Source organism: Pallidibacillus thermolactis (genome assembly GCF_025660415.1).
GTDB classification, from domain to species: domain Bacteria; phylum Bacillota; class Bacilli; order Bacillales; family Caldibacillaceae; genus Pallidibacillus; species Pallidibacillus thermolactis.
In genome coordinates this window covers 1-25257 of record NZ_JAOUSE010000045.1, presented here as the reverse complement: position 1 = coordinate 25257, position 25257 = coordinate 1, and the positions used below count along the sequence as shown (strand labels likewise).

At 35.9% G+C, this 25257-nt stretch carries 20 protein-coding genes and 1 pseudogene; 18 read left to right on the top strand and 3 right to left on the bottom strand.

All coding sequences use genetic code 11. The annotated features are described in order from the left end of the window. The first annotated feature begins 128 nt into the window (after positions 1-128). Positions 129-551 carry an AAA-type ATPase lid domain-containing protein gene (locus OEV82_RS12555; RefSeq protein WP_456152469.1) on the top strand — a complete coding sequence of 141 codons (423 nt, stop codon included), beginning with the start codon at positions 129-131 and terminating at the stop codon, positions 549-551. A 55-nt stretch (positions 552-606) separates the two neighbouring features. Here the strand turns inward: OEV82_RS12555 and OEV82_RS12550 are convergent, their stop codons facing one another. Continuing rightward, the gene (locus OEV82_RS12550; protein WP_377700902.1) at positions 607-2064 is read right to left on the bottom strand and encodes a sigma-54 interaction domain-containing protein; all 1458 of its coding nucleotides are present in this window, start codon (positions 2062-2064) and stop codon (positions 607-609) included. 214 nt (positions 2065-2278) lie between these two features. Here OEV82_RS12550 and pruA point away from each other — a divergent pair, with 214 nt between their 5' ends. The 8 genes from pruA to rbsB all read left to right on the top strand — a co-directional run bounded on the left by pruA (position 2279) and on the right by rbsB (position 11078). Continuing rightward, positions 2279-3820 (top strand): L-glutamate gamma-semialdehyde dehydrogenase, encoded by a 1542-nt coding sequence (gene pruA, locus OEV82_RS12545; RefSeq protein ID WP_263062087.1) that lies wholly within the window; start codon positions 2279-2281, stop codon positions 3818-3820. A 57-nt stretch (positions 3821-3877) separates the two neighbouring features. Further along, a complete protein-coding gene (locus tag OEV82_RS12540; RefSeq protein WP_173658624.1) occupies positions 3878-5080 on the top strand; it encodes an ornithine--oxo-acid transaminase in 1203 nt (400 codons plus the stop codon). A 373-nt stretch (positions 5081-5453) separates the two neighbouring features. Beyond that, positions 5454-6431 (top strand): LacI family DNA-binding transcriptional regulator, encoded by a 978-nt coding sequence (locus OEV82_RS12535; RefSeq protein ID WP_263062086.1) that lies wholly within the window; start codon positions 5454-5456, stop codon positions 6429-6431. Between the two features lies 1 nt (position 6432). Further along, positions 6433-7320, top strand: a complete 888-nt coding sequence (gene rbsK, locus OEV82_RS12530) for a ribokinase (RefSeq protein WP_173658626.1) — start codon at positions 6433-6435, stop codon at positions 7318-7320. Then, positions 7317-7709, top strand: coding sequence for a D-ribose pyranase (gene rbsD / locus OEV82_RS12525; RefSeq protein ID WP_263062085.1), 393 nt, complete (start codon positions 7317-7319; stop codon positions 7707-7709). Before rbsK ends, rbsD begins: the two co-directional genes overlap by 4 nt. A 23-nt stretch (positions 7710-7732) precedes the next feature. Beyond that, the gene (locus tag OEV82_RS12520; protein ID WP_173658628.1) at positions 7733-9220 is read left to right on the top strand and encodes a sugar ABC transporter ATP-binding protein; all 1488 of its coding nucleotides are present in this window, start codon (positions 7733-7735) and stop codon (positions 9218-9220) included. Beyond that, positions 9217-10155, top strand: a complete 939-nt coding sequence (locus OEV82_RS12515) for an ABC transporter permease subunit (RefSeq protein WP_173658629.1) — start codon at positions 9217-9219, stop codon at positions 10153-10155. The genes OEV82_RS12520 and OEV82_RS12515 overlap by 4 nt, the downstream gene beginning before the upstream one ends. A gap of 14 nt (positions 10156-10169) precedes the next feature. Next, positions 10170-11078, top strand: a complete 909-nt coding sequence (gene rbsB / locus OEV82_RS12510) for a ribose ABC transporter substrate-binding protein RbsB (protein WP_173658630.1) — start codon at positions 10170-10172, stop codon at positions 11076-11078. 606 nt (positions 11079-11684) lie between these two features. Here the strand turns inward: rbsB and rpsD are convergent. Further along, entirely contained in the window at positions 11685-12287 is a 603-nt protein-coding gene (gene rpsD / locus OEV82_RS12505) for a 30S ribosomal protein S4 (protein WP_173658631.1), read from the bottom strand. 384 nt (positions 12288-12671) lie between these two features. On the opposite strand from rpsD, the gene OEV82_RS12500 reads away from it, so the two are divergent. Beyond that, positions 12672-13259: a hypothetical protein gene (locus tag OEV82_RS12500; protein ID WP_263062084.1), complete on the top strand. Its 588-nt coding sequence runs from the start codon at positions 12672-12674 to the stop codon at positions 13257-13259. A 57-nt stretch (positions 13260-13316) separates the two neighbouring features. Continuing rightward, positions 13317-15140: a sensor domain-containing diguanylate cyclase gene (locus tag OEV82_RS12495; protein WP_263062083.1), complete on the top strand. Its 1824-nt coding sequence runs from the start codon at positions 13317-13319 to the stop codon at positions 15138-15140. An 87-nt stretch (positions 15141-15227) separates the two neighbouring features. On the opposite strand, the gene OEV82_RS12490 is transcribed toward OEV82_RS12495, so the two are convergent. Beyond that, the gene (locus tag OEV82_RS12490; protein ID WP_263062082.1) at positions 15228-15707 is read right to left on the bottom strand and encodes a GAF domain-containing protein; all 480 of its coding nucleotides are present in this window, start codon (positions 15705-15707) and stop codon (positions 15228-15230) included. A 225-nt stretch (positions 15708-15932) separates the two neighbouring features. On the opposite strand from OEV82_RS12490, the gene refZ reads away from it, so the two are divergent. From refZ to OEV82_RS16250, 7 genes and pseudogenes are all read left to right on the top strand, one after another. Then, positions 15933-16571: a forespore capture DNA-binding protein RefZ gene (gene refZ, locus OEV82_RS12485; RefSeq protein WP_173657876.1), complete on the top strand. Its 639-nt coding sequence runs from the start codon at positions 15933-15935 to the stop codon at positions 16569-16571. Between the two features lie 206 nt (positions 16572-16777). Next, positions 16778-18496, top strand: coding sequence for a septation ring formation regulator EzrA (gene ezrA / locus OEV82_RS12480; RefSeq protein WP_263062081.1), 1719 nt, complete (start codon positions 16778-16780; stop codon positions 18494-18496). 248 nt (positions 18497-18744) lie between these two features. Then, complete coding sequence (locus OEV82_RS12475; protein ID WP_173657874.1) at positions 18745-19887, top strand: cysteine desulfurase family protein; 1143 nt, start codon at positions 18745-18747, stop codon at positions 19885-19887. Between the two features lie 2 nt (positions 19888-19889). Continuing rightward, complete coding sequence (gene thiI / locus OEV82_RS12470) at positions 19890-21101, top strand: tRNA uracil 4-sulfurtransferase ThiI (RefSeq protein ID WP_173657873.1); 1212 nt, start codon at positions 19890-19892, stop codon at positions 21099-21101. A gap of 129 nt (positions 21102-21230) precedes the next feature. Further along, positions 21231-21431, top strand: a complete 201-nt coding sequence (locus tag OEV82_RS12465) for an alpha/beta-type small acid-soluble spore protein (RefSeq protein ID WP_173657872.1) — start codon at positions 21231-21233, stop codon at positions 21429-21431. 294 nt (positions 21432-21725) lie between these two features. Continuing rightward, complete coding sequence (locus tag OEV82_RS12460) at positions 21726-23324, top strand: amidohydrolase (RefSeq protein WP_263062080.1); 1599 nt, start codon at positions 21726-21728, stop codon at positions 23322-23324. A gap of 639 nt (positions 23325-23963) precedes the next feature. After that, positions 23964-24897: pseudogene (locus tag OEV82_RS16250) on the top strand (IS3 family transposase); the annotation flags it as partial. Positions 24898-25257 lie beyond the last annotated feature (360 nt).

Sequence of the window (25257 nt, the reverse complement as noted above, 5' to 3'; positions counted from 1 at the left end):
GGACATGGAAAAGACCATGTCCAGCCTAAATAAGATAAGAATCTTAGAAAATGATGAGCAAAAAAAGACAAATCCCAACTCAAATGAAGCATTTGAGTTGGGGTTTGTCGACAGTCTGAAAGGAAGATATTCTTCCTTTAATCAATTTTTATTTAAATAAATTTAATAAAAAATATAGTCGCGAGCAGAAATTATCGAAACAAGTAATAGACATTTTGTATAAATATCAATGGGAAGGAAATATCCGTGAACTTGAAAACTTAATCGAACGATTGGTCATCACTACAGATGGAACAACTATAACTATAGATGATTTACCAAATGATTTTCCCATTGAATATTCTCAACCTATATTTTCAAATAAAATTGAAAGTCAAAGTTTACCTGCCTATTTAAATGAAGTAGAAAAGAGTATTATTATAGAAACATATAATGAAACAAAAAGCACTTGGAAAACAGCTGAAAAGCTTGGGGTATCTCAATCTTATATTGTACGTCGGTTTAAAAAATATCATTTGAGAATAAGTGATAAAAAAATAATTGAAGATTAATGGAGCAAAAATGTGTAGGATTATATAAATCCCCCTCCATATCATAAGGGGGATTTTAGATCGGAGTATCGTACATAAACGAATTTCCTTTTTTTGTATTAATTGACAATTTTTTTATTCGATATTGCAAGCTTTGCCTGCTCAAACCTAACGTAGCAGCAGTTTTTGTAATATTATAGTCATTGTCTTGCAACACTTGTTCAATGTATGCTTTTTCAAAAACGTCTAATTGTTCCTTTAATGTTTTATTATAATGAATTGGTTTTTTGATGGCAGTCATTTTTGTATCTATTAAATCTTTTTCTTTTTTAATAAACATTCTGCTACGATATTGAAATGGTAAATGTTCATATCTAATCAATTTTTCTTCATCCATCATAAGATTCATTGATGCTTCAATAATATGTTCAAGCTCTCGGACGTTGCCATACCAATCGTATTCTTGAAAGGTTTGCATAACTTCCTTCGCTAAACCTTTTACTTTCATTTGGAAGCAGTCATTAAACTTTTCTATGAATCTTTGAACAAGTAGAGGAATATCCTCTTTTCTCTCTCTTAAAGGAGGGAGAAAAAGTGTGACTACGCCGAGACGATAATATAAATCTTCTCTTAGACGGTTGTTTTTAATTGCTTCAACAGGATTTTCATTCATATTGGCTATAATACGCACGTCGATCGGTATATCTTTCGTATCACCTAAACGTCTAATCGTCCTTTCTTGAATGGCACGAAGTAATTTGGCTTGGAGATTTAAATTTAATGAATTAATTTCATCAAGAAGGAGTGTACCTCCATTGGCTTGTTCAAATAAACCTGGTTGATCAATGGATCCTGTAAAAGCTCCTTTTTTTGTGCCGAATAGTAGACTTTCAATTAAGTTCTCGGGTAAAGCAGCACAGTTTTGTGAAATAAATGGTCCAGAAAAGCGATCACTTGCATGATGTATACTTTGTGCAAACAATTCCTTACCAGTTCCAGTCTCACCAATTATAAGAATATTAGAAGATGTTCGAGAAGCCCGTTTTGCATTTTCAATGACTTGTTTAATCGTTTCACTTTTCCCTATGATTTTATCAAACGTATATCTTAAGCTTCCGTTTATTTTTCTATTTTCCTTCATTAAACGTTCTAGTTTTGTCACATCTTGTGCAATTTCTATGGCACCTTGGACTTCTCCATCTATAATAATAGGAAACGTATTGTTAATTGTCGTAATTTCCCGCCCTCTATTATTATAGTAAGTTTGTTTTACATTTCTTGTTTCTTTTCCTTCCTTTAGGGCTTTTACGAGAGTACTATCTTGTCCTTCTTTAAACATAAACACATCTTGTAAGTGTTTATGCATCACATCTTCTTCATCCATTGCCTCTAATTCCATCATTTTTTTATTGTAAATTACAGTCTTACCAGTTCTATCAATTGCATGAACACCAACATCAATTTTATCGACGATCGCTTTATAAATCGTATTTACATAATTCAAGTATTCCTTCCTTTGATCCATTCTCTTCATATTGTGTCCATCCTTTACAACTTGCTCTCTATCTAATTTAAACAAATAGATTTATGAAATGCAAAAATTCTTTGCACTAGGTGCAAAAACATTAGGCAGTAGTGCCAAAAATTTTGGCATTTTACTATATAAACTTACGATGGGGATGAAGTTTTGTTTTTGGCACGCATCTTGCATCTATAAATATTGATTGAAAAAAAAGGAGGAAAACGAAATGAAACCATACGCACAAGAACCATTGACAGACTTTTCCCTAGAAAAAAATAAGATAGCATTTCAAGATGCTTTAAAAAAGGTAGAAAACGAATGTGGTAAAGATTATCCGATTGTCATCGGAGGAGAGAAGATTTTTACGGAAGAAAAAATTGTAAGCATAAATCCAGCAAACAAAAATGAAGTCATTGGACGAGTATCAAAAGCAGATAAAAAATTGGCTGAAGAGGCAATGCAGGCAGCATTACATACTTTTGAGACTTGGAAAAATTGGGAACCTCAACACCGAGCAAATATTTTGTTTAAAGCAAGTGCAATTTTAAGACGTCGTAAACATGAGTTTTCGGCATGGATGGTAAAAGAAGCTGGGAAACCATGGCACGAAGCTGATGCAGATACGGCAGAAGCAATTGACTTTCTAGAATACTATGGTCGTGAAATGATCCGGCTAAAAGAAGGTGTCCCAGTTATAAGCCGTCCAGGTGAAATCAATCAATATACTTATATCCCACTTGGTGTAGGCGTAATTATTTCACCCTTTAATTTTCCGTTAGCGATTATGGCGGGAACTGCAGTGGCTGCAATTGTTACGGGAAATACCATTCTATTAAAACCAGCCAATTCTACGCCAATTGTCGCTGCTAAATTTGTAGAGTTAATGGAGGAAGCAGGGCTTCCAAAAGGTGTTTTAAACTTTGTACCAGGAAGTGGTGCGGAAATCGGTGATTATCTTGTTGATCATCCTAAAACTCGTTTTATTTCCTTTACAGGTTCTCGAGAGGTCGGATGCCGTATTTATGAACGTGCAGCCAAGGTGAATCCCGGACAAAAATGGTTGAAACGTGTTATTGCCGAAATGGGAGGAAAAGATACGGTCGTTGTTGATCGAGATGCAGATATTGATTTAGCAGTAGAAAGCATTGTATATTCTGCGTTCGGATTTTCTGGTCAAAAATGTTCTGCAGGCTCTCGTGCCGTTGTTCATCAAGATATTTATCATGAAGTTCTTGAAAAAGCCATTGCTTTTACAAAAACTTTAACTGTTGGAAATCCAGCAGAAGGTCATTTTATGGGACCGGTAATTGATGAACATGCATTCAAGAAAATTACAAATTATATTGAGATTGGGAAACTAGAGGGCAAATTAATGCTCGGTGGAGAAGCCGATGATTCTGTAGGTTACTTTATTCAACCAACCATTTTTGCTGATCTTGATGAAAATGCACGAATGATGCAGGAGGAGATTTTTGGCCCGGTACTTGCTTTCTGTAAGGCACGGGATTTTGACCATATGATGGAAATTGCAAATAATACGGATTACGGTTTAACAGGAGCATTGATTTCCAATAACCGTGAGCATATTGAACGTGCACGCAAGGAGTTCCATGTTGGCAACCTATATTTTAATAGAAATTGTACAGGTGCTGTTGTTGGGCATCAACCTTTTGGTGGCTTTAATATGTCGGGTACAGATTCAAAAGCTGGTGGACCTGATTATTTGATTCTTCATATGCAAGCAAAATCAATATCTGAAAAACTATAAAAATATAAATCTGTAATGACAACAAAAGTGATCAATTCATATGTGAGGAGGATATGGATGGATACTACAGTATGGAAATCAAAGGAATTAATTGAGAAAACAGAAAAATATGGTGCGAAAAATTATTATCCATTACCAATCGTGATTTCAAAGGCAGAAGGCGTTTGGGTAGAAAATCCGGAAGGTACACGTTATATGGATATGCTTAGTTCTTATTCGGCTTTAAACCAAGGACATCGTCATCCAAAAATTATTCAAGCTTTAAAGCATCAAGCAGATAAAGTTACATTGACATCCCGCGCATTTCATAATGATAAATTAGGGCTTTGGTATGAAAGGATTTGCCAAATAACCAATAAAAATATGGTTTTACCTATGAATACCGGTGCTGAAGCAGTTGAAACGGCTTTGAAAGCAGCGCGACGCTGGGGCTATGAAGTAAAAGGGATTCCGGATAATCAGGCAGAAATTATTGCATGTGTCGGAAACTTCCATGGTCGAACAATGGGGGCTGTTTCTTTATCCTCGGAAGATGAGTATAAACGTGGATTTGGTCCATTATTACCAGGCATTAAATTAGTTCCATATGGCGATATAACAGCATTAAAAGCTGCGATTACTCCAAATACGGCAGCATTTATCGTTGAACCGATACAAGGGGAAGCAGGGATCATTATCCCGCCAAACGGCTATTTAAAGAAAGCTTCAGAATTATGTAAAGAAGAAAACGTTCTATTTATAGCCGATGAGATTCAAACAGGTTTAGCTCGGACTGGAAAAATGTTTGCTGTAGAATGGGAAGATGTCAACCCCGATATGTATATTCTAGGTAAAGCGCTCGGTGGCGGTGTTTTTCCTATATCATGTGTTGCAGCGAATGCTGATATTCTGGGTGTTTTTAATCCAGGTTCCCATGGATCTACATTCGGAGGAAATCCACTAGCATGTGCTGTTTCACTTGCAGCCATAGAAGTAATTCAAGAGGAAAAGTTAGCAAAACGGTCATTGGAATTAGGGAATTACTTTTTAGAGCAATTAAAAACAATCCGTCATCCTAAAATTAAAGAGGTACGAGGTAGAGGACTATTTATCGGGATTGAATTGACCGAAGAAGCGAGACCATATTGTGAGCGACTAAAAGAAGAAGGTCTTCTATGTAAAGAAACACATGAGTTTGTGATTCGTTTTGCGCCACCATTAATCATTACAAAGGAAGAAATTGACTGGGCTCTTGAACGGATTCGCAAAGTTTTACAGTAATATGAACTACTGGGACTGTCCAAAAGGTACAAAATAGTCGATTTTGCAGCATATATGGCGGCGACGTATCTTTCACAATTTTCCTGCGTATGCAAAAACAATGAAGCAATTCAGGGTCTAGTGGGGACGGTAAAAGGCTATAGATCTGATACAAACCTGTGTCCTCGTTATAGAGGTTGAGGCCATGCCACTGGGTCGCGTCTGCCAATGAAACGAAATCTTCTAAGTGCTTCCATTCAGGACAGTCCTCTTTTTTTGCAATGTTAATGCAAGCTATTTTTTTAACTAACAAACAGAGGTTTGAAAAATAAAGGAGGTGATGTTATAATGAAATGTGTAACCGGTTTCACATTGTATAAAAGGGGATAGTTTCATGTCGATAAGGGATGTGGCGAAAGAGGCTGGAGTTTCTCCAGCAACGGTTTCGCGAGTATTAAATAATAGTGGATATGTGCATGAAGATACACGAAAAGCAGTATTGCAAGCAGTAAAAAAATTGAACTATAAACCGAATGAAGTTGCTCGCTCCCTTTATAAAGGCAAATCGAAACTCATTGGTCTCGTACTGCCCGATATTACGAATCCGTTTTTTCCTGAATTGGCTCGCGGCGTAGAGGATTATCTTCAAAAGAAAGGATATCGTCTATTGCTCGGAAATGGGGACGGAAAGCAACAAAAAGAAATCGATTACTTAGATACGTTTGTTCAACATAATGTGGTAGGAATTATTGCCTCCGTTGATAATGTAGATTATGATTTCCTTTCTAATATGAATATTCCAATTGTCATGTTAGATCGAATTGTTAAAGATTTACCAGCTGTTTATTCGGATCAATTTCAAGGTGGAAGTTTAGCAGCCGAAAAGCTGTTGGAACGAGGATGTAAGGAAATCACCTTAGTTCGAGGGCCGATGAACATACATCCTGTTTATGAACGTTTTCAGGCTTCACTGGCTGTACTTCAAGAGGCTAATGTGAAAGTGAATAAGATTGATTCGAATTTATCCTTTAATGGTGCGAAATCCCGTGCCAAAGAGTTATTCGAAAAGTATCCGGATTCAGATGGTATTATCGCTTGTAACGACATTGTGGCTGTTGCTACTTTACATGAGGCGTTGCGAAGAGGGCGGAAAGTGCCGGAAGATGTTCAAATCATTGGTTTTGACGATATATCCATCAGTGAGCTTGTTTATCCAAGTTTGTCGACGATTCATCAACCGATTTATCAAATGGGATCAAAAGCAGCGGAACTTTTACTGAAAGAAATTCATAATGAAAAGCTGGATAGTAAACGCTATAAATTTTCTTGTTCATTTGTCGAAAGAGAAACAACAAAAAAGGTAGGCGATTAAATTGGTAAAGATTGCAGTTGTAGGAAGTATAAATATGGACTTAGTTGTCACTGCGGAACGAAGACCGAATGCAGGGGAAACCTTGTTTGGAAAAGACTTTCAAACGGTACCTGGTGGAAAGGGGGCTAATCAGGCCGTTGCTGCTGCAAGACTTGGTGCTGAAGTTGCGATGATTGGCTGTGTTGGTCAAGATGTGTTTGGAAAGGAAATGATCGATAACTTAAAACAAAATGGTGTTTCTATCGATCATGTGGAACCGGTTCCACATGAATCATCAGGAACGGCTCATATTACGATTGCGGAAGGAGACAACAGTATCATTTGTGTGGAAGGAGCAAACGGCAAGCTAACTCCTTCGTATGTAGAGAAAGCTGCTTCCACATTAAAAGCGGCAGATATGATTTTAATTCAGCAAGAAATACCAGAGGAAACAGTTGAATATGTGGCCATTTTTTGCAAGGAGTATGATAAGAAGCTCATTTTAAATCCTGCTCCAGCGCGTAAGGTTAGTGATGAAGTGATTGCGCATGCGACCTACATTACACCGAATGAACATGAGTTTGCAATCTTGTTTGGAGAAGAGAATCGCTCCAAGATGCTTGCCAAGTATCCAAATAAATTAATTATAACAGAGGGAAAAAATGGCGTTCGATATCATAATGGGGAAACTGAAGTAGTTGTTCCATCATACAAAGTTGATGAACCAGTAGATACAACAGGTGCCGGTGATACATTTAATGGTGCTTTTGCAGTCGCGATTGCAGAAGGAAAAGGGATTGAAGAAGCTTTACAATTTGCTAACCGGGCTGCATCTCTATCGGTTATGAAGCCAGGCGCACAAGGTGGTATGCCGACAAGGAAAGAAGTTGAGGAGATGTTGAAACAATGAAAAAGTCAGGAGTATTAAATAGCCAAATATCGAAAGTGTTAGCCGACTTAGGACATACGGATACAATCGTCATTGCGGATGCCGGTTTGCCGGTACCAAATCATGTGGCAAAAATTGATCTCGCCTTGAAACCAGGAACCCCTTCTTTTCAGGAAGTGGTACGTGTTGTTTCAGAAGATATGGTGGTGGAAAAGATCATCCTTGCATCAGAAATCAAAAAAGCTAATTCAAGTCAGAACGAATTTTTAACTCGTCATTTTCATCAAGAAATCGAATACGTCGAACATGAAGAGTTTAAAAAGATGACGGAAAAAGCCAAAGTAATTATACGAACTGGGGAAATAACCCCTTATTCGAATTGTATTTTACAAGCAGGTGTCATTTTTTAATTCTATATAAAGGGGTGATTGTGATGCGAATTGTCATGAACGATATTCATAAGGCATTTGGTGCCAATAAAGTATTACAGGGTGTTAACTTTACATTGGAGCCGGGTGAAGTCCATGCATTGATGGGAGAAAACGGCGCCGGGAAGTCGACATTAATGAATATTTTAACTGGCTTGCACAAGCGAGATCAGGGATCAATTACGATCGATGGCAAAGAAGTGCATTTTAAAGATTCGAAGGAAGCGGAAGCCGCTGGTATTGCCTTTATTCGTCAAGAATTAAATATTTGGCCGGAAATGACCGTCCTAGAAAATTTATTTATTGGAAAAGAATTAAGAAATTCCTTTGGTGTATTAAAAGAAAGGAAAATGAAAACGTTAGCAAAGCAGGTGTTTAACCGATTAGATATATCAATCCCATTAGACAAAAAAGCAGGGGAATGTTCGGTTGGGGAACAACAAATGATCGAGATTTCCAAGGCACTGATGCTGGATGCAGAAGTCATTATTATGGACGAGCCAACCTCAGCTTTGGCTGATAAAGAAATTGAAAAATTGTTTACGGTGATGAAGGAGCTAACGGCTTCCGGTGTTTCCCTTGTTTATATCTCTCATAGAATGGAGGAGATCTTTGAGATATGTGACCGAATTACCGTGATGCGTGATGGAGTCTCTGTTGCTACTTCGTATATTAAGGATACTTCCTTTGAAGAAATCGTAAAACAAATGGTTGGCCGTGAATTAGAAGATCGGTATCCTGCACGTGTTCCGAAGTATGGAAAGACCGTTTTTGAAGTGAAAGGTTTAAGTCGAAAAGGTGTTTTTGAGGATATTAGTTTTTCGGTAAAAGAAGGTGAAATCTTAGGTATCTCAGGGTTAATGGGGGCTGGACGTACAGAAATCATGCGGGCGATATTTGGTCTTGATCCGTATGATAGTGGCAATATTGTAATGAATGGTGAAAGCGTGACCATTAAAAGCCCTGCTGATGCAGCAGATAAAAGAATCGCCTTTGTTACCGAGGACCGGAAAGATGAAGGACTGATACTCGATTACTCCATCCGCGATAACATCATGCTTCCAAATTTAAAAAGCTTTTCCTCATATGGTGTGATCCAGACAAAAGATGAAAAAAGCTTTGTCCAAACAATGGTAAAACGTTTAAAAGTAAAAACAGAATCAGAGGAAAAAAGCGTTGGAGATTTATCCGGGGGAAATCAGCAGAAGGTTGTTCTAGCTAAATGGATTGGTAAACAACCTAAAGTTTTAATTATGGATGAACCAACAAGAGGAATTGATGTTGGTGCTAAACGGGAGATTTATCAATTAATGAACGAATTGACCGACCGCGGGATGGCAATTATTATGATTTCGTCCGATTTGCCTGAAATATTAGGGATGAGTGATCGCATTCTAGTGATACATGAAGGTAAAATTTCTGGTGAACTAATGCGGGATGAAGCAACGCAAGAAAAAATTATGACATTTGCGACGGGGGGAAATGAAAAGTGAAAACAAATACGTTGACAACGATATGGAGTAAATTTGCGTCCCTGCTGGCACTTATTTTATTAGTAGGAGTTGTTACTGTTCTTAATCCAGCTTTTTTAGAGCCGGCCAACTTAATGAATCTATTACGACAAATTTCGATTAATGGATTAATCGCCTTTGGTATGACTTTTGTTATACTAACGGGAGGAATTGATTTATCCGTTGGTTCGACCTTAGCTCTAACGAGTGCACTTGCTGCGGGGATGATGGTAGCTGGTGTAGATCCTATTCTAACAATCTTTATCGCTGTACTCATTGGGGCAATATTAGGGGCTGTTAATGGACTATTTATAGCGAAAGGAAAAATGGCTCCTTTTATCGTCACACTTGCTACAATGACAATTTATCGTGGGCTGACCCTTTTATATACAGAAGGAAAGCCGATAACTGGTTTTGGTGATTCCTATGCATTTCAATTATTTGGAAAAGGGTATTTTCTAGGAATTCCAGTTCCGGCAGTAACAATGATTATTGTGTTTGTCGTTCTTTGGTTCATGCTTCACAAAATGTCGTTTGGTCGTAAAACATATGCTATAGGTGGAAATGAAAAAGCGGCACTCATCTCAGGAATACGTGTTGACCGTGTTAAAGTCATGATTTACTCCATTAGTGGGATGATGGCAGCATTAGCGGGGATGATTTTAACATCACGTCTTGGTTCAGCACAACCAACGGCAGGACAAACTTATGAAATGGATGCTATTGCCGCTGTTGTTATTGGAGGTACAAGCCTTGCAGGTGGTAAAGGACGGATTGCTGGAACATTTATCGGGGTTCTCATTATTGGTATTTTAAATAATGGAATGAACTTATTAGGAATTTCTGCCTTTTATCAACAAGTTGTAAAAGGTGTTGTGATTTTAATTGCAGTATTACTAGATAGAAAGAGATCATAAAAGAGGTGAAGAAAATGAAAAGGATTTCAACTATTATTCTTGTCTTGTTTATGATATTTTTAACTGCTTGCTCCATGGAAAGTCCATTCGTGACAGAGAAATCGGAGAATGGGAAGATAAAAGTTGGACTAAGTGTTTCCACATTGAGTAATCCATTTTTTGTCTCCCTTCGTGATGTTATTGTGGAAGAAGCAGAAGCAAAAGGAATGGAAATCATTGTCGTCAACTCACAAGATGATCCGGCTACCGAGATTAGTAATATTGAAGATTTAATCCAACAAGGTGTTGATGTGTTAATTATTAATCCAACGGATTCATCTGCAGTTTCTTCTGCTGTGCAGTCGGCTAATTCAGCCAATATTCCAGTGATCACCATTGACCGTTCAGCTGAACAAGGTGAGGTGGAAACTTTAATTACGTCTGATAATGTAGCTGGTGGAGAAATGGCCGCTGAATTTATTTATGATCAACTTGGAGAAGGTGCTAAAGTTGCTGAATTGGAAGGGGTTTCAGGGGCTTCCGCAACACGTGAACGAGGTGAAGGTTTCCATCGGATTGCAGATGAAAAACTAGATGTGGTAGCCAGTCAACCCGCTGATTTCGATCGAATTAAAGGTCTTACGGTAATGGAAAATACGTTACAGGGGCATAGTGATATAGAAGCTGTCTTTGCTCATAATGATGAAATGGCACTAGGTGCAGTTGAAGCTATCCAAGCGGCTGGAAAAGACATTATTGTAGTCGGTTTTGATGGTATTGAAGATGCTATAGATGCTGTCGAAGCAGGCGATCTCACCGCAACCATTGCTCAGCGACCTGATTTAATGGGGAAAGAAGCAATCAAAGCAGCTGAAAAGATCCTGAACGGTGAGGAACTCGAAGATATAATTAAAGTACCATTGGACTTAGTAACGAAAAAATAGGGCAAAATCTTTTGGAAAGACAAACGCATGAGTCCATCTAGGAATTTATTAATCCTTACGTAAATAGTAAGATCAATTCTAGTTTTCTTTCTTAATCATCGGATGATCAACCTTTCAGGTGAACTCGGTTTTCAACCGATCCCTGAAAGGTTTTTTGTATAAAAGGTTTTCTGGGAAAAACAATGCTTGAGGTTTGTAAAACAAATTTGATGTAGTAACAAATTTGAGATTTCAAAAAGCAATAAAAATGAAGAAGTGTATGTGATGCACAATCCATTTAGCTTAAATTAGCCCGTAATCTGTCTTTAAATTTACGGAATAATCAATTTCTTATTTTTTAAGATTTTACGTACACACTCAATTTCGATGGCTTATCACTTACCGATATTGATTTTCATACCAATTATACTAATATTTTCTTTGAACTAAAAAGTTGGTGGAAGATGCCCGAAACATATCTGTTCACCTTGAATCATATAAATAGTCCACCCAAATAGATGGGGGAGAATACATTATTATACAAAGTATGGAAAATAGAAAAACCCCAGAAAGGTTGATAAATCAACATTTCTAGGGTTTTTTAATTGCTCTTTAGAAGCAATGCTATTAACGTGAGTAGTACTCAACGATTAGAGATTCGTTAATTTCAGCTGGAAGTTCAGAACGTTCTGGGTAACGAGTATAAGTACCTTCTAATTTTTCAGCGTCGAAAGTTAAGAAATCTGGAACGAAGTTATTAACTTCAATTGCTTCTTTAATGATTGCAAGGTTTTTAGATTTTTCACGAACACTGATAACTTGACCAGGTTTTACTGAGTAAGATGGGATATCAACACGACGTCCATCAACTAAAATATGCCCATGGTTTACTAATTGACGTGCTTGACGACGAGTACGTGCTAAACCTAAACGGTAAACAAGGTTGTCAAGGCGAGATTCAAGTAGAATCATGAAGTTTTCACCGTGAACACCTTTCATTTTACCAGCTTTCACGAACGTATTGTGGAATTGACGTTCGTTTAAACCGTACATGAAACGAAGTTTTTGTTTTTCTTGTAATTGTAAACCATATTCCGTTAATTTTTTACGTTGGTTTGGACCATGTTGACCTGGTGCATAAGGACGTTTTTCTAATTCTTTACCAGTACCGCTTAGTGAAATACCAAGACGACGAGAAACTTTCCAGCTTGGACCTGTATAACGAGCCATTTATTAATTCTCTCCTTTAAATTGTTTTTATTTGGTAAAATAAAAACAGTTGTCTACATCATTTACCGCCATTTTGTTCTCGTGTACCATCGCCCCAGCAGCAGAGGGTTACGCGATACAGCTCATTTATAAATTGAGATGCAAAAGTTTGCATCCAGCCGCTCTAAATTTATAAATGACCAACAAAATGAACGAATAAACATGTAAACATAGGCTGCAATATTTTACACAAAGAATATTATATGAAATTGTTTAAACGAAGTCAAGGGGATCTTCTTGAATAAGAAAGGGAAGTGACTTCGATTCAAACTGTAAACATCAAGTCAGATAAGCTAATTAATTATGGTATAATAATTATAAAATAAGAAGCTTTGAGTGATTAATTTGAAGGAATCAGCAAAAGATAAACTTATACGTATTTGTATTATTATTGGATGTGTAAGTATTGTCTCCGTATCTTTTTTATTTCAAGATAAAAAACTGGACAATAAAAATTTCCCGTTGTTAGCAACTGTCATCCATTTATCCAATCATGTTAATGACCCACCAATCTTAGCTGTATACCGCTATCATAATCCTAAACATTATTTGATCCTATATAAAATTAATAGAAAAAACAATCATCGTTTTGAAGCAATAAAAACCATCGAATTGGATGAAAAACCAAAACAATTACAAAGTGATAAAACATCAAACGGAGTGTGGTTATTATTTGTAGATGGATGGACGTATTATAATGAAAACTTACAAGAAGAAGAACGAGAAAATAGTTTAAGAGTGGATGATATTACTTCCATTCCATTTAAATATGATCCAAATAAGAAGAAAGTACAACTTGAATCTAATGAACAAGTGATCGAATTTTCCGCTTTGGAAAGTGATATGCTCGTTGATGTTTACTCCTTGTCAAAAGACAAAAAACTATTGCTAGCACTCTTTGAACGTGATATAAAGATAATAGTTATTAAATAGGTCAAAAGTACGCCTTTTGAATGAGTCGTACTTCTACATTAAATAGGTGATGCCTAAATGAATAACCTTGAAGAAGAAAAGCTAATGCAACTGAAGGGTGAAATGTTTGAAAATTTACAAATTAACCAAGAAAATTATTCAGATAATGGATATGTCCAAACTTTAGTAGATGTTATACGCAAAGTACTCGAAATCGAACATATTCATTTTCTTATATCGAAAGAACTTTATAAAGATATTCAATACATAGTAAAAGTTAAACATCGTTACATATCTATTATCGATCCATATAATCCAATGGATCAACAATACTGTGAATCCCTTATCCAATCGAATGAATATAATAAAAAAATTATTTTAAACACAGCAAAAGAAGAATTGATAGGTTACATCTTCCTTAAAATTGAAATAGATTCCTTTTCCAGTCAATTTTGGGACGATTTTACGCATATCATTCATCATTATTTTAAACAAGTATTTCAAATATTAGTTATCAATAATGAAAAACGACGATATCGTTTGCTTCAAAGCGTTACAAATCAATTACATTCTTCGATCGATATCGATGCTGTTTTACGAAAAGTTCTTGAATCTTTAAAAGAAATTTATCCGAATTTCTATTTTACATTACAGTTATCAACTGACGATTTTAAAAAAAGTGATTTATCAATTGAAACGCTCGATTATACAATGGAAAATTCGCCAGCAATGGAATGTTTCTTAACTGGAAATTACCGGATTGAAGATGATATAAACCGAAAAGAAAGTTTTATGTATTTTCCTTTAAAAGGAAAACAAGGAATTTACGGTGTTCTCCATATTCATGCCAATCAGTCCATTATCATTTCTGAGCAAGATATCGAGTTTATACACATTTTGGCACAAACAGCAGGAAATGCAATGGAGAACGCCCGTCTTTATCAACACTCTAAACAACTTATTAAAGATCTAAAATTAATTACAAATGTCTCGAAAAAATTAAATTCAATTTTAAAGTTAACGGACCTTGTAAAATATATTGTTGCAGAATTAAAGAATTCATTTAATGCTCATGAAGCTGGAATTGTGATGTTTAAAGAAGAATATTGTGAAGTACTGAGTGGGAGTACCACATATTTTTATAATGAAGATTGTAAAAGTTTATTACATGAGGTTAAGCAAGTTTTATTGACGAAAAAAGAAGGACTATTTTTAGGTGATGTCAACCAATCCCAATATCGTTTTACAAGCATTCCATATGCATCTATAATGGTTGAATCTATTGAACAGGATGACAATATTATCGGGTCCATCATCGTTTTACATCAACAACCCTATTATTTTTCCTTTGAAACGTTTAAATTGTTCCGTTCCTTGACACAACATTCATCTCTTGCTTTTTCAAATGCAATTTTACGAGAAGAACTAGAACAATTAGTGATAACGGATTATTTAACAAAGTTATATACGAGAAATTACCTAGATGATGAAATGAAGCAATCAATGGAAAGAGATACACAAGGGGTTTTCTTGTTAATCGATATTGACAATTTTAAAAAGGTGAATGATACTTACGGCCATCAAAATGGCGATAAAGTTCTTGTACAAATAGCCGATATTATAAAAGAAAAGTTGATTACGGGTGGAATAGCTGCTCGATGGGGTGGCGAAGAAATTGCGGTCTATTTACCAAATTATACATTTGAAGAAGGAATGCATCTGGCTCATGAATTCGTTCAATTGATTCCTAAGAAAAGTAAACCTAGTGTCACGATTTCATGTGGTGTGTCGTATTGGAGTATCCATCAGCCTGAGTCACCATTAACGTTATTTAAAAAAGCGGATGAAGCGTTATATGAGGCAAAAAACACGGGGAAAAACCGTATGATTGCCAATATTTGAAGTAGGAGGCTACCGTAAAAGAAAGTGTGCGATTCAAACATGAATTCGTTCATTTTCTTCTTTTTATGGCAGCCTCTTTGAATGTTTCTATATATATTGTATAAGCACACTGACAAATTCTTCTAATTTTTCTTTGTCGGTATCATCAAAGCGGTTTTTTTCCGGACTATCAATGTCAAGGACACCTAGCACTTCGCCATTTTTGATTAATGGCACAACGATTTCTGATTGGCTTGCTGGATCACAAGCGATATGTCCTGGAAATTGATGAACATCTGGGACGACGAGAGTTCTTTTCTCTTTTGCGGCTGTTCCGCATACACCTTTGCCAAATTCAATTCTTACACAGGCAGGTAAACCTTGGAAAGGTCCTAATACAAGTGTATTATCTCGATTTAAGTAAAAACCTACCCAATTAATCCGATCTAAAAATTGATTTAAAAGGGCTGATGCATTACTTAAGTTTGCAATTTGATCATTTTCATCTTCAATTAGTGCTTTCAATTGTTTAATTACTAAATTATAACCATCTTCTTTAGAACCAGTATATTTCTCTGCGACAAACATGGTATTCCCTCCAATTTATGAATAGTTGTCATTCGAAACAGTTTGACAATAATATATGCTATTTTATCAACCTGTTATTTAGTTGTCGAATAATTTATTTTGAGATGATCTAAGTAAAATGCTTCAATGTTATAGAGCAGGATTTGCTACGTTTAATGAAGAATATGTTATACAATATGAACCTTTACGTTTTCAAGATTGAATATAATCCGGGAGGGAATCGCTTTGGTCAATCAATCGGCGACAAAGGAGAAAATCTTTCAAGCAGCTTTATCTCTATTTAATTCAAAAGGTTATTCCGGTACTTCAATGAGAGAAATTGCAAAAGCAGCTGGAGTGAATGTTTCCACTATCTTTTATTATTATAGTGATAAAGGCGGACTGCTTGAGTATTGTTTTGTGACGTATTTCGAAGAATATATTAATATTTTAGAAAAAGGGATGAAACAACTTGAAAGTGCCGATCCTTCCACAATTTTAAAAAAGATTATTCATCATTTGTTAGACTACCAATATCAAAATTATCAATTGTCACGTTTCGTATGTCGTGAAGTTTCAATTGATTCGCAAATTGTCAGAGAAACCATGACCACTTATTTCCGGAAAGAAAGGTACTTATTACAGACGATCATTGAAAAAGGAATAGAGGCAGGGGTTTTTCGGAAGCTTTCTGCAGGTATTGTAGTTATTCAATTAAAAGGGATGCTAAACCAACCTTTTTTAAACTCTATATATACCTCGGAAGTTTGGAACATATATTTTCAAGATCGTTACTATATTGATCAATATAAGAAACAACTTGAATATTGGGTGGATGTTTTTTTGAGTAAGAAAACAAGTCCTGTGGAAAAAGCAATTGGCTAAATTTTATAATGACTGTTAAGTTTATGTGAATCAAATTTTGTAGATATAAAAGGTTTTTTGTCGAAAACGTTGTATATTTATATAAAATTGAAGAAAAAATGAAGATTTTCATCAAAAAATGTCATTCTCGTGGTATCATATAAGCATTAATAAGATTTTACAATATTATTTTATATAGATTGTTTTTGTTTGACAGGGGGCATAACATGATTTTCATAATTGGACTCATTTTACTTCTTATAACGTTATATATTATCGGTTTTTTTACGAAAAAGAAATATTATTCATATATTGATAAATTAGAGGCATGGAAAATTGAAACGATGAACCGTCCAGTCATGGATGAAGTAGGAAAAATTAAACAATTACATATGGAAGGTGAAGCAGAAGAATATTTCGAAAAGTGGCGAAGTACTTGGGATACGGTTGTAACCGTAGAACTACCAAACACAGAAGAATTACTATATGAAGCGGAAGAATTTGTAGATAAATATCGTTTTAAAAGAGCAAAGTTAACGTTTGAACAAATTGAATCAATGTTAGAAGAAGCAAATCAAAAAGTTGATAAAATGCTCGAAGAATTAAAAAAAATTATAGAAAGTGAAGAAAAGAATAGGGAAGAAATTTCTGAAATAAAAGAACAGCATAAAAATCTTAAAAAAGAAATCCTTGCCCGCCGTCATGCATTTGGAAATGCTAGTCAACTGTTGGAAGAGTCCATTGACAAGCTGAGAGTGGATATTGAACAATTTGAAACGGAAACAAAGGGTGGAAATTATTTAACGGCAAGGGAAATTGTAATCAAAGTAGAAGAAGAACTGAACACCCTTAAAGAAAAAATGGAAAACATACCAATTTTATTAAATGAATGTTTACATGTTATTCCAGCTCAATGTAAAGAGTTAAAAAATGGCGTTCAAGATATGAAAAGTGAAGGATATCATCTTGATCACTTGAAAATTGAAGAGGGTGTTGAAAGCCTTGAAGAACAGATCAAAGAGTATGTTGAACTTCTTGAAAAAACAGAAATCAACAATGTTAGTGAAGGCATTGAAGAAATTAAATTACAATTAGACACCTATTATGATTTATTAGAAAACGAAGTATCAGCAAAACATTTTGTGCTAGGCAAACGTAATCAAGTAAAAGTGTCTTTAGATAAGGTAGAAACTGTCAATGCAGAATTAGTAAATGAAGTGGAAGAAGTAAAATTAAGTTATCAGTTAAACAATGAAGATGAAGAAATGATCTATCAAATGACGGAAAAAATTGAACTGATGAAAAAGGCTGCTGTTTTCTTAATAGAAGAAGAAAAGATAAATGAGTCCGCTTATTCTATTGTAAAAGAGAAAATGGAAACTATTTTACAAGATATAGCTGAGGTCGAAAAAAATCAAAAAGAAATGAAGGAAAAGTTGGAAACACTTCGAAAAGATGAATACGAAGCGAGAGAAAAAATCGCGCAATTAAAACGAAAAATTAATGACACATCCAATCTTGTGAAAAGAAGTAATGTTCCTGGAATACCAGAAGATATTGAGACTTATTTTCAAGATGCGCATTCAGCTATTCAAGATTGTTTTACATATTTGAATGAAACACCATTAAGAATGGAAATGGTACAAGATTCCTTGAGCACTGCAGAAGAAAAAGTGCTTACCCTATATAATCAAGTTGTTGAAATGGTTGAAAATGTGTATTTTATTGAAAAGATTATCCAATATGGGAACCGCTATAGAAGTGGTAACGCGAATATACAGTTACGATTAACCATTGCAGAAGATGCTTTCCGAAATTACGATTATCATAAAGCTTTAGAGGAAGCAGCAGCAGCTGTAGAAGAAGCAGAGCCAGGCGCCATTAAACGAATTGAGGAATTGCTTAATGAAGAATTGAAAGAAAAAGAACAAAAGGATTTTGAATAATTCTTAACCATATGTTGTTGGTCATCCATACAAGTTTTGGGTGACCTTTTTATATGAAAAATTTAGATGCGGTTCTAGGGCGGTAAATTGATGATCTTCATTTGCTTAGAATTTTTATATTTTGTATAATATTTTTTTGAAATATTCATTGATATTGTATTAAATATAAACCTATTTGCAAAAGCTATCATTTACATGGATTATCCATTTCAATCATATTTTTGCTTTTAAAGGGAGTCAGGTGGAAAATGATTTATTTTGATAATAGTGCGACAACAAAGCCATATCCAGCGGTTTTAGATACATTTGTTAAGGTGGCAGGTCAATTTTTCGGAAATCCATCTTCTGTTCACCACCTTGGTTTACAATCGGAAAAGCTGCTTAGTCAAGCCCGCGAACAAATTGCATCCCTTTTAAGAGTTGACCCTGAAGAAGTGATTTTTACATCAGGTGGAACTGAAGGAAATAACTTTGTTTTAAAAGGGGTCGCACATTTATATAAAAATAGAGGAAACCATATTATTACCACAAGTATTGAACATCCTTCGGTACAAAATGTATGTAAGCAATTAGAAGCGGAAGGCTTTCATATTACGTATTTACCAGTGGATGAAAATGGGCAAATTCGTCTATCCGAGTTAAAACGTGCATTAACGGATGAAACCATCCTAGTATCGATCATGCATGTCAATAACGAAGTAGGGGCTATTCAACCTATAAAAGAAATTGGACAACTTCTTTCGACATATCCGAAGGTATTCTTTCATGTTGATCATGTTCAAGGGGTAGGAAAAGTTCCACTCGATTTCCATGAAAGTAATGTGGATTTTGCCACCATTTCTAGTCATAAATTTCATGGTTTAAAGGGAACGGGTGCCATTTATAAACGTAAAGGTATTAAATTAAAACCACTATTAGCAGGTGGTGGCCAAGAAAAAGACTTTCGCTCTGGTACAGAAAATGTGGCAGGGATCGTTGCGATGGCAAAAGCACTACGTTTAACAATGTCGGATTTTGAACGGAAACAAAACACATTATTCGAAATTCGTGATTATTTAATGAACGAACTTTCGAAAATAAACGGGGTTTTAATAAACACCCCTAACATTGCGGCACCGCATATCGTTAATTTTTCTGTTGAAGGATATAAAGCAGAGGTCCTTGTTCATGAAATAGAAAAAGAGCAACTTTATGTTTCAACTACCAGTGCTTGCTCGTCTAAAACCGATGAACCAAGTCAAACCATTTTGGCGATGGGGTTAGGTGAAAGTCGTGCTTCATCATCCATTCGGTTAAGTTTATCCTATGCAAATACAATGGATGAGGCAAAAGAAGCCGTTCAGATTATTAAACAAGCAATTGAAAATTTAAAACCGGTAATGAGGAGATAGTCATGATTTATGATGAAATATTAGTTCGTTATGGTGAAATTTCTACAAAAGGAAAAAATCGTAAGCTGTTTATTGATAAATTAAAGTCTAATGTACATTATGTGTTAAAGGATTTTCCAAACGTAAAAATCAGAGCACAACGGGATCGTATGTACATTAAATTGCATGGAGAAGATATGGATGAAATATCGAAACGATTGAAAAAAGTATTTGGTATCCAATCCTTTAGCCCTGTCATGCGTGTAAATAAGGATATCGAAACCATCAAAGAAAAAAGTGCCCAATTAATGAAAAAATTAGACGCATCTGGTAAAACTTTTAAAGTACAAGCCAAAAGAGTCGATAAAGAATATCCATATCGTACGAATGATTTAAATCAAATATTAGGCGGACATCTATTAAAAACGATAGAAGATTTAAAAGTCGATGTTCACAATCCGGACTTTGAACTAAAAGTGGAAGTTAGAAAGGATGCCGCTTATTTAACGTGTGAAGTAATTAAAGGAGCTGGAGGGCTTCCTGTTGGCTCTGGTGGCAAAGCGATGCTTATGTTATCCGGTGGGATTGATAGTCCTGTAGCTGGATTTTTAGCGATGAGACGAGGATTACAAATTGAGGGTGTTCATTTTTACAGCCCACCGTTTACAAGTGAACGTTCTAAACAAAAAGTAATTGATTTAAGTGAAAAAATGGCTCAAGTGAGCGGAAAATTTACGTTACACATCGTTCATTTTACGGAATTGCAACAAGCGATTATTCAACATGTACCAGAAAATTATACAATGACAATCATGCGAAGAATGATGATGCGCATTACAGATGAAATTCGAAAACGTCGTAATGGATTAGCCATTGTTAATGGTGAAAATATCGGTCAAGTAGCGAGTCAAACATTAGAAAGTATGTATGCAATCAATGAAGTAACGAATACCCCAGTCTTGCGCCCTTTACTTACCTATGATAAAAATGATATTATTGATCTAGCTCGAGATTTTGATACATTAGAAATCTCAAATCGTCCGTATGAGGACTGTTGTACCATTTTTGTGCCAGCCCAACCAAAAACTAAACCACGCCGAGATAAAGTTCATCTTTATGAGACAAATTTTGATTGGGAACCACTAATTCAACAAGCAGTCGATCAAATTGAAACAGTTGAAATTACAAGTAAAACTGGTAAAAAAGAGGAAAATGAGTTTGCAGATTTATTTTAAATAAGGAACTAAATCAAAGGCTATACCTTTAAAAGGTATAGCCTTTTTTTTACTAATATTTACCAGGTAATAAAATGAATGTAACGTAAAGATTTGCACAATCTAATAGCACAAGGAGGTGATTACCACATGGCAAACAACAACAGTAGCAACCAGCTTCTTGTACCAGGAGCGCAACAAGCACTTGAGCAAATGAAATACGAGATTGCTCAAGAATTCGGTGTAAATCTAGGCGCAGATACAACTTCACGTGCGAACGGTTCTGTTGGAGGAGAAATTACAAAAAGATTAGTACAAATGGCGCAACAACAAATCGGTGGACGTTCATAAAATTAGAAATTCAATATATATGGATTAAGGGACGGAGGTATAACCTTCGTCCTTTTTCGTTTTTTATATGCGTTATTTATCATGAAGTAATATCCTTGTTGTCCATTTGCAAACGGTTAAGCTACCTTTTTATACTACATTGGGTATTATTTCAATTTGATGAAGGATTATTCATTTGCTTAAAGGATTATGGTTCAATTTTTTTGAGAAAAGAAAATTGTCAATCGCTTTATACAGCCACTATGCCTCATGTATAATAAAAGCACCGATTTTAATGGATAGAGGTGATTGGAAATGGCTGTCATTTGGACAAATGGGAATATTTATACAATGGCTAGCGAGGGTGAAAAGGTTGAAGCTGTGTTAACAGAAGGTGGAAAAATTGTTGCGATTGGAAGCTTGGCAGAGTTAAGAGCGCAATTTAGCCAAAATATTAATAAAGAAGTTGATTTATTTGGGGCAACAATGCTTCCAGGTTTTGTTGACAGTCATATGCATTTAATCGGTTTTGGAGAATCTCAACTACGGCTGAATTTATCTCATATGAATAGTAAGGAAGAAGTTCTTACTGCCATAAAAAAACGAGCGAAGGAATTGGAAGAAGGTGATTGGCTAATTGGTGAAGGATGGAATGAAAATGCCTGGAATCGGGGATCTATGATTACAAAGGATGAATTAGATGCGATTGTACCTAACAACCCTGTTTTATTAAAGCGAGTTTGCCGGCATGTTACATTAGTAAATTCAAAGGCTTTGCAAGTTGCTGGAATTCATGAACAAACTCCACATCCGCAAGGTGGTGTCATTGAACGAGCGGAAGATGGACGGTTAAATGGTATTTTAAAGGACAGTGCCCAAGATTTAATGACACCTTGTCTACCAACCTACACAATTGAAAGGCTGAAACGATGCTTAAAAAAGGGAATTGAAAGCTGTTATAAACTAGGATTAACAGGGGCACATACGGAAGATCTTAATTATTATGGAAGTTTTCATCATACATATGAAGCTTTTAAGCAGGTAATAGAAGATGAGCAATTCCGATTTCGTACTCACTTACTTATCCATCACGAGGTAATTGATGAATGGAATGAAGCAGGCTATCGTTATTTATCTGGCAGTGAATTTGTTGAATTTGGTCCGATGAAAATTTTTGTTGATGGTTCATTAGGTGGCCGCACTGCATTACTTAGTTTTCCTTATGGAGATGATCCGTCAACACAAGGAGTCAATGTCCATACTTATGATGAATTACTAGCGTTGGTAAAAAAGGCGAGAACGCTGGGAATCCCCATTGCCACCCATACGATAGGCGATTTAGCCTTTGAATGGGTTCTTGATGCTATTGAAAAATATCCATTGCAAATGATGGGACATGATCGTTTCATCCATACCCCATTACTTCGGAAAGAACTAGTTGATAGGGCCAAACGTTTACCTGTTGTTTTTGATATTCAACCAAGATTTTTGGCTTCGGATTTTCCGTGGGTCCTTGATCGGATTGGTGATGGTCCTATTGATTATGTATATGCATGGAAGTCATTACTCAACGAAGGAATCCGTTGTGCAGGAGGCTCGGATGCCCCGATAGAACCGGCAGATCCTCTTTTTGGTCTTCATGCAGCAGTAACCCGGACAATCCCCGATGATCCTGATAAAATTGTATACGGAGAAGCGGAAAAGTTATCAATGTTTGAGGCTGTATCGCTATTTACATCTGGCAGTGCCTATGCGGGATTGCAAGGCGATCGACGTGGTATGATCCGTGAAGGATATGATGCGGACTTTACTATATTAGATAAAGATATTTTTCATATTGATCCTGATCAATTACTTGATACAAAAGTACTTATGACCGTAGTTAATGGGGAAATGGTGTATACAAGCAAATGACCTGTTTTTCCTCAATCTTTTGAAGTTTATCCGTTCTTGAAGTTTAAGATTGTACAATTGAATACAAAATGTTTAGTAAAGATGACCTCATCTTTGACAGGGTGGAGGTCGCTGGTTCGAGCCCAGTCGGAATCATCCACTTAGGAAGCTTGAAGTCCTTGTGCATCAAGGGTTTCAAGCTTTTTCGTTTTATTAGCAATTGTGTTAAAATCTCTGTGATTTAAAAACTTGCACAAAACTTGCACCTTTAGCCAACTAAAGGATTTTAACTCTGTTTTAGCAGGGCATTTTCAAATTTCTCGGCCGCTTGCTCTTGTAAATCATCGCTGACATGTGAGTATAAATCTAAAGTTATACCTTATACCGACGCGGGAATGTCCCAATCGCTCGTTAACCACTTTTGGATTTTCGCCTTGCTGCATTAAGATGGTTGCATATGTATTTTGCAAATCATGGAAGCTTATACTGGTACATTTGCTTCTTTGATCAAGCGATAAAATTTTCGTAACACGTTTCGTGGATTAAGAGGTTTTCCGTCATCAGTGCAGACAATTAAATTGTTATCTTGGTATTGAACACCCGAATTCTCCTTCTGAAATTCTTGTTTTTGTTTATGTTTTTTTAATACATCTACAACATGAGGAATTAGCGATCCTAAAAAAGGCGCTAGGCATCTTCACAAGAAACCAGAAGTAATTTACGCGTTCATTTTTCAACACCGAAACGAATTTCTTTTTGTGAAGATGTGTCAAGTGCTCGGTGTTTCCAAAAGTGGGTATTACGATTGGCTCAAGCGCGCGAAAAGTAAACAGAAAGAACGAAAAGAACAACTAACTCAATAGATTCGAAATGAGCATCTAAAGTCCCGTAAGATTTACGGAAGCCCAAAAATTACGCAAGAACTACACAAACAAGGGATTCGTGTGTCTTAAAAGACGGTCGCTCGCATCATGAGCGAAGAAGGATTGAGATCCATTACCGTCCGTAAATTCAAAGCCACTACGAACAGCAATCATCCTTACAACGTATATGACAATCTATTGAAACAAAACTTCCAAGCAACGGCTTCGAATGAAGTATGGATGGCGGATATTACGTACATTCCTACCGACGAAGGTTGGTTGTATTTAGCGGGCATCATGGATTTATATACTCGCAAGATTGTAGGATGGCATATCGATACACGAATGACGAAAGAGTTAGTCATCAAAGCGTTACAACGAGCGTTAAACAACGAGAAACCAACAGGGAGAGTCCTTCATCACTCGGATCGTGGGAGCCATATGCTTCGAATGACTATCAACAGCTCTTACAGGAACATCATTTTCAAGTGAGCATGTCGAGACGTGGTAACTGTTACGACAATGCTTGTATCGAGTGATTTCATAGCCTCATCAAGAAAGAGTGTATTTATCTGAATCGATTCCGCACGCGAAAAGAAGCGAAACAAGCCATTTTTGAGTACATCGAATGTTTCTACAACCGTAAAAGAAGTCATTCCTCCCTTGGCTATGTATCGCCATGTGAATTGGAGGCTGCTTACTACGCTAATCAGAGAAAAGCAGCTGCCTAAGTTCAGCTATTTCTCTCTGTTTAATGTGTCCCTTTTCTTGACATAACACCATTATTCTTGTTTTAATGCATACCTTTCACCTTGAAATACGTATGCATGGAAAAATTGAAATTGTACATTCTTATACAATCATCATTGTACATTCTTAAACTAGCAGCATTTATACTATTCGTTATAATTCCAGATCTATAGTTACACAAACATAATCTTTCTATGGATTAATTTTTTTTCAAATTTTTAGATGTAGTATAGATTTATGGACACAACTTGGTTAAGTCATTAATATTAAACTAACGAAAGGTTGTGTCCGAATCATGAGTCAAAAACGGTATAATCAAGAATTTAAACAAACAGTAGTTG

Excerpts from the sequence above, each read along its gene's own strand:
- OEV82_RS12465 (WP_173657872.1), top strand. The coding sequence starts at position 21,231 with ATGGCAAACAACAACAGTAGCAACCAGCTTCTTGTACCAGGAGCGCAA.
- OEV82_RS12535 (WP_263062086.1), top strand. The coding sequence starts at position 5,454 with ATGTCGATAAGGGATGTGGCGAAAGAGGCTGGAGTTTCTCCAGCAACG.
- rpsD (WP_173658631.1), bottom strand. The coding sequence starts at position 12,287 with ATGGCTCGTTATACAGGTCCAAGCTGGAAAGTTTCTCGTCGTCTTGGT.
- OEV82_RS12550 (WP_377700902.1), bottom strand. The coding sequence starts at position 2,064 with ATGAAGAGAATGGATCAAAGGAAGGAATACTTGAATTATGTAAATACG.
- OEV82_RS12490 (WP_263062082.1), bottom strand. The coding sequence starts at position 15,707 with ATGTTTGTCGCAGAGAAATATACTGGTTCTAAAGAAGATGGTTATAAT.
- rbsD (WP_263062085.1), top strand. The coding sequence starts at position 7,317 with ATGAAAAAGTCAGGAGTATTAAATAGCCAAATATCGAAAGTGTTAGCC.
- OEV82_RS12520 (WP_173658628.1), top strand. The coding sequence starts at position 7,733 with ATGCGAATTGTCATGAACGATATTCATAAGGCATTTGGTGCCAATAAA.
- OEV82_RS12460 (WP_263062080.1), top strand. The coding sequence starts at position 21,726 with ATGGCTGTCATTTGGACAAATGGGAATATTTATACAATGGCTAGCGAG.
- thiI (WP_173657873.1), top strand. The coding sequence starts at position 19,890 with ATGATTTATGATGAAATATTAGTTCGTTATGGTGAAATTTCTACAAAA.
- OEV82_RS12495 (WP_263062083.1), top strand. The coding sequence starts at position 13,317 with ATGAATAACCTTGAAGAAGAAAAGCTAATGCAACTGAAGGGTGAAATG.
- pruA (WP_263062087.1), top strand. The coding sequence starts at position 2,279 with ATGAAACCATACGCACAAGAACCATTGACAGACTTTTCCCTAGAAAAA.
- ezrA (WP_263062081.1), top strand. The coding sequence starts at position 16,778 with ATGATTTTCATAATTGGACTCATTTTACTTCTTATAACGTTATATATT.
- OEV82_RS12540 (WP_173658624.1), top strand. The coding sequence starts at position 3,878 with ATGGATACTACAGTATGGAAATCAAAGGAATTAATTGAGAAAACAGAA.
- OEV82_RS12475 (WP_173657874.1), top strand. The coding sequence starts at position 18,745 with ATGATTTATTTTGATAATAGTGCGACAACAAAGCCATATCCAGCGGTT.
- rbsB (WP_173658630.1), top strand. The coding sequence starts at position 10,170 with ATGAAAAGGATTTCAACTATTATTCTTGTCTTGTTTATGATATTTTTA.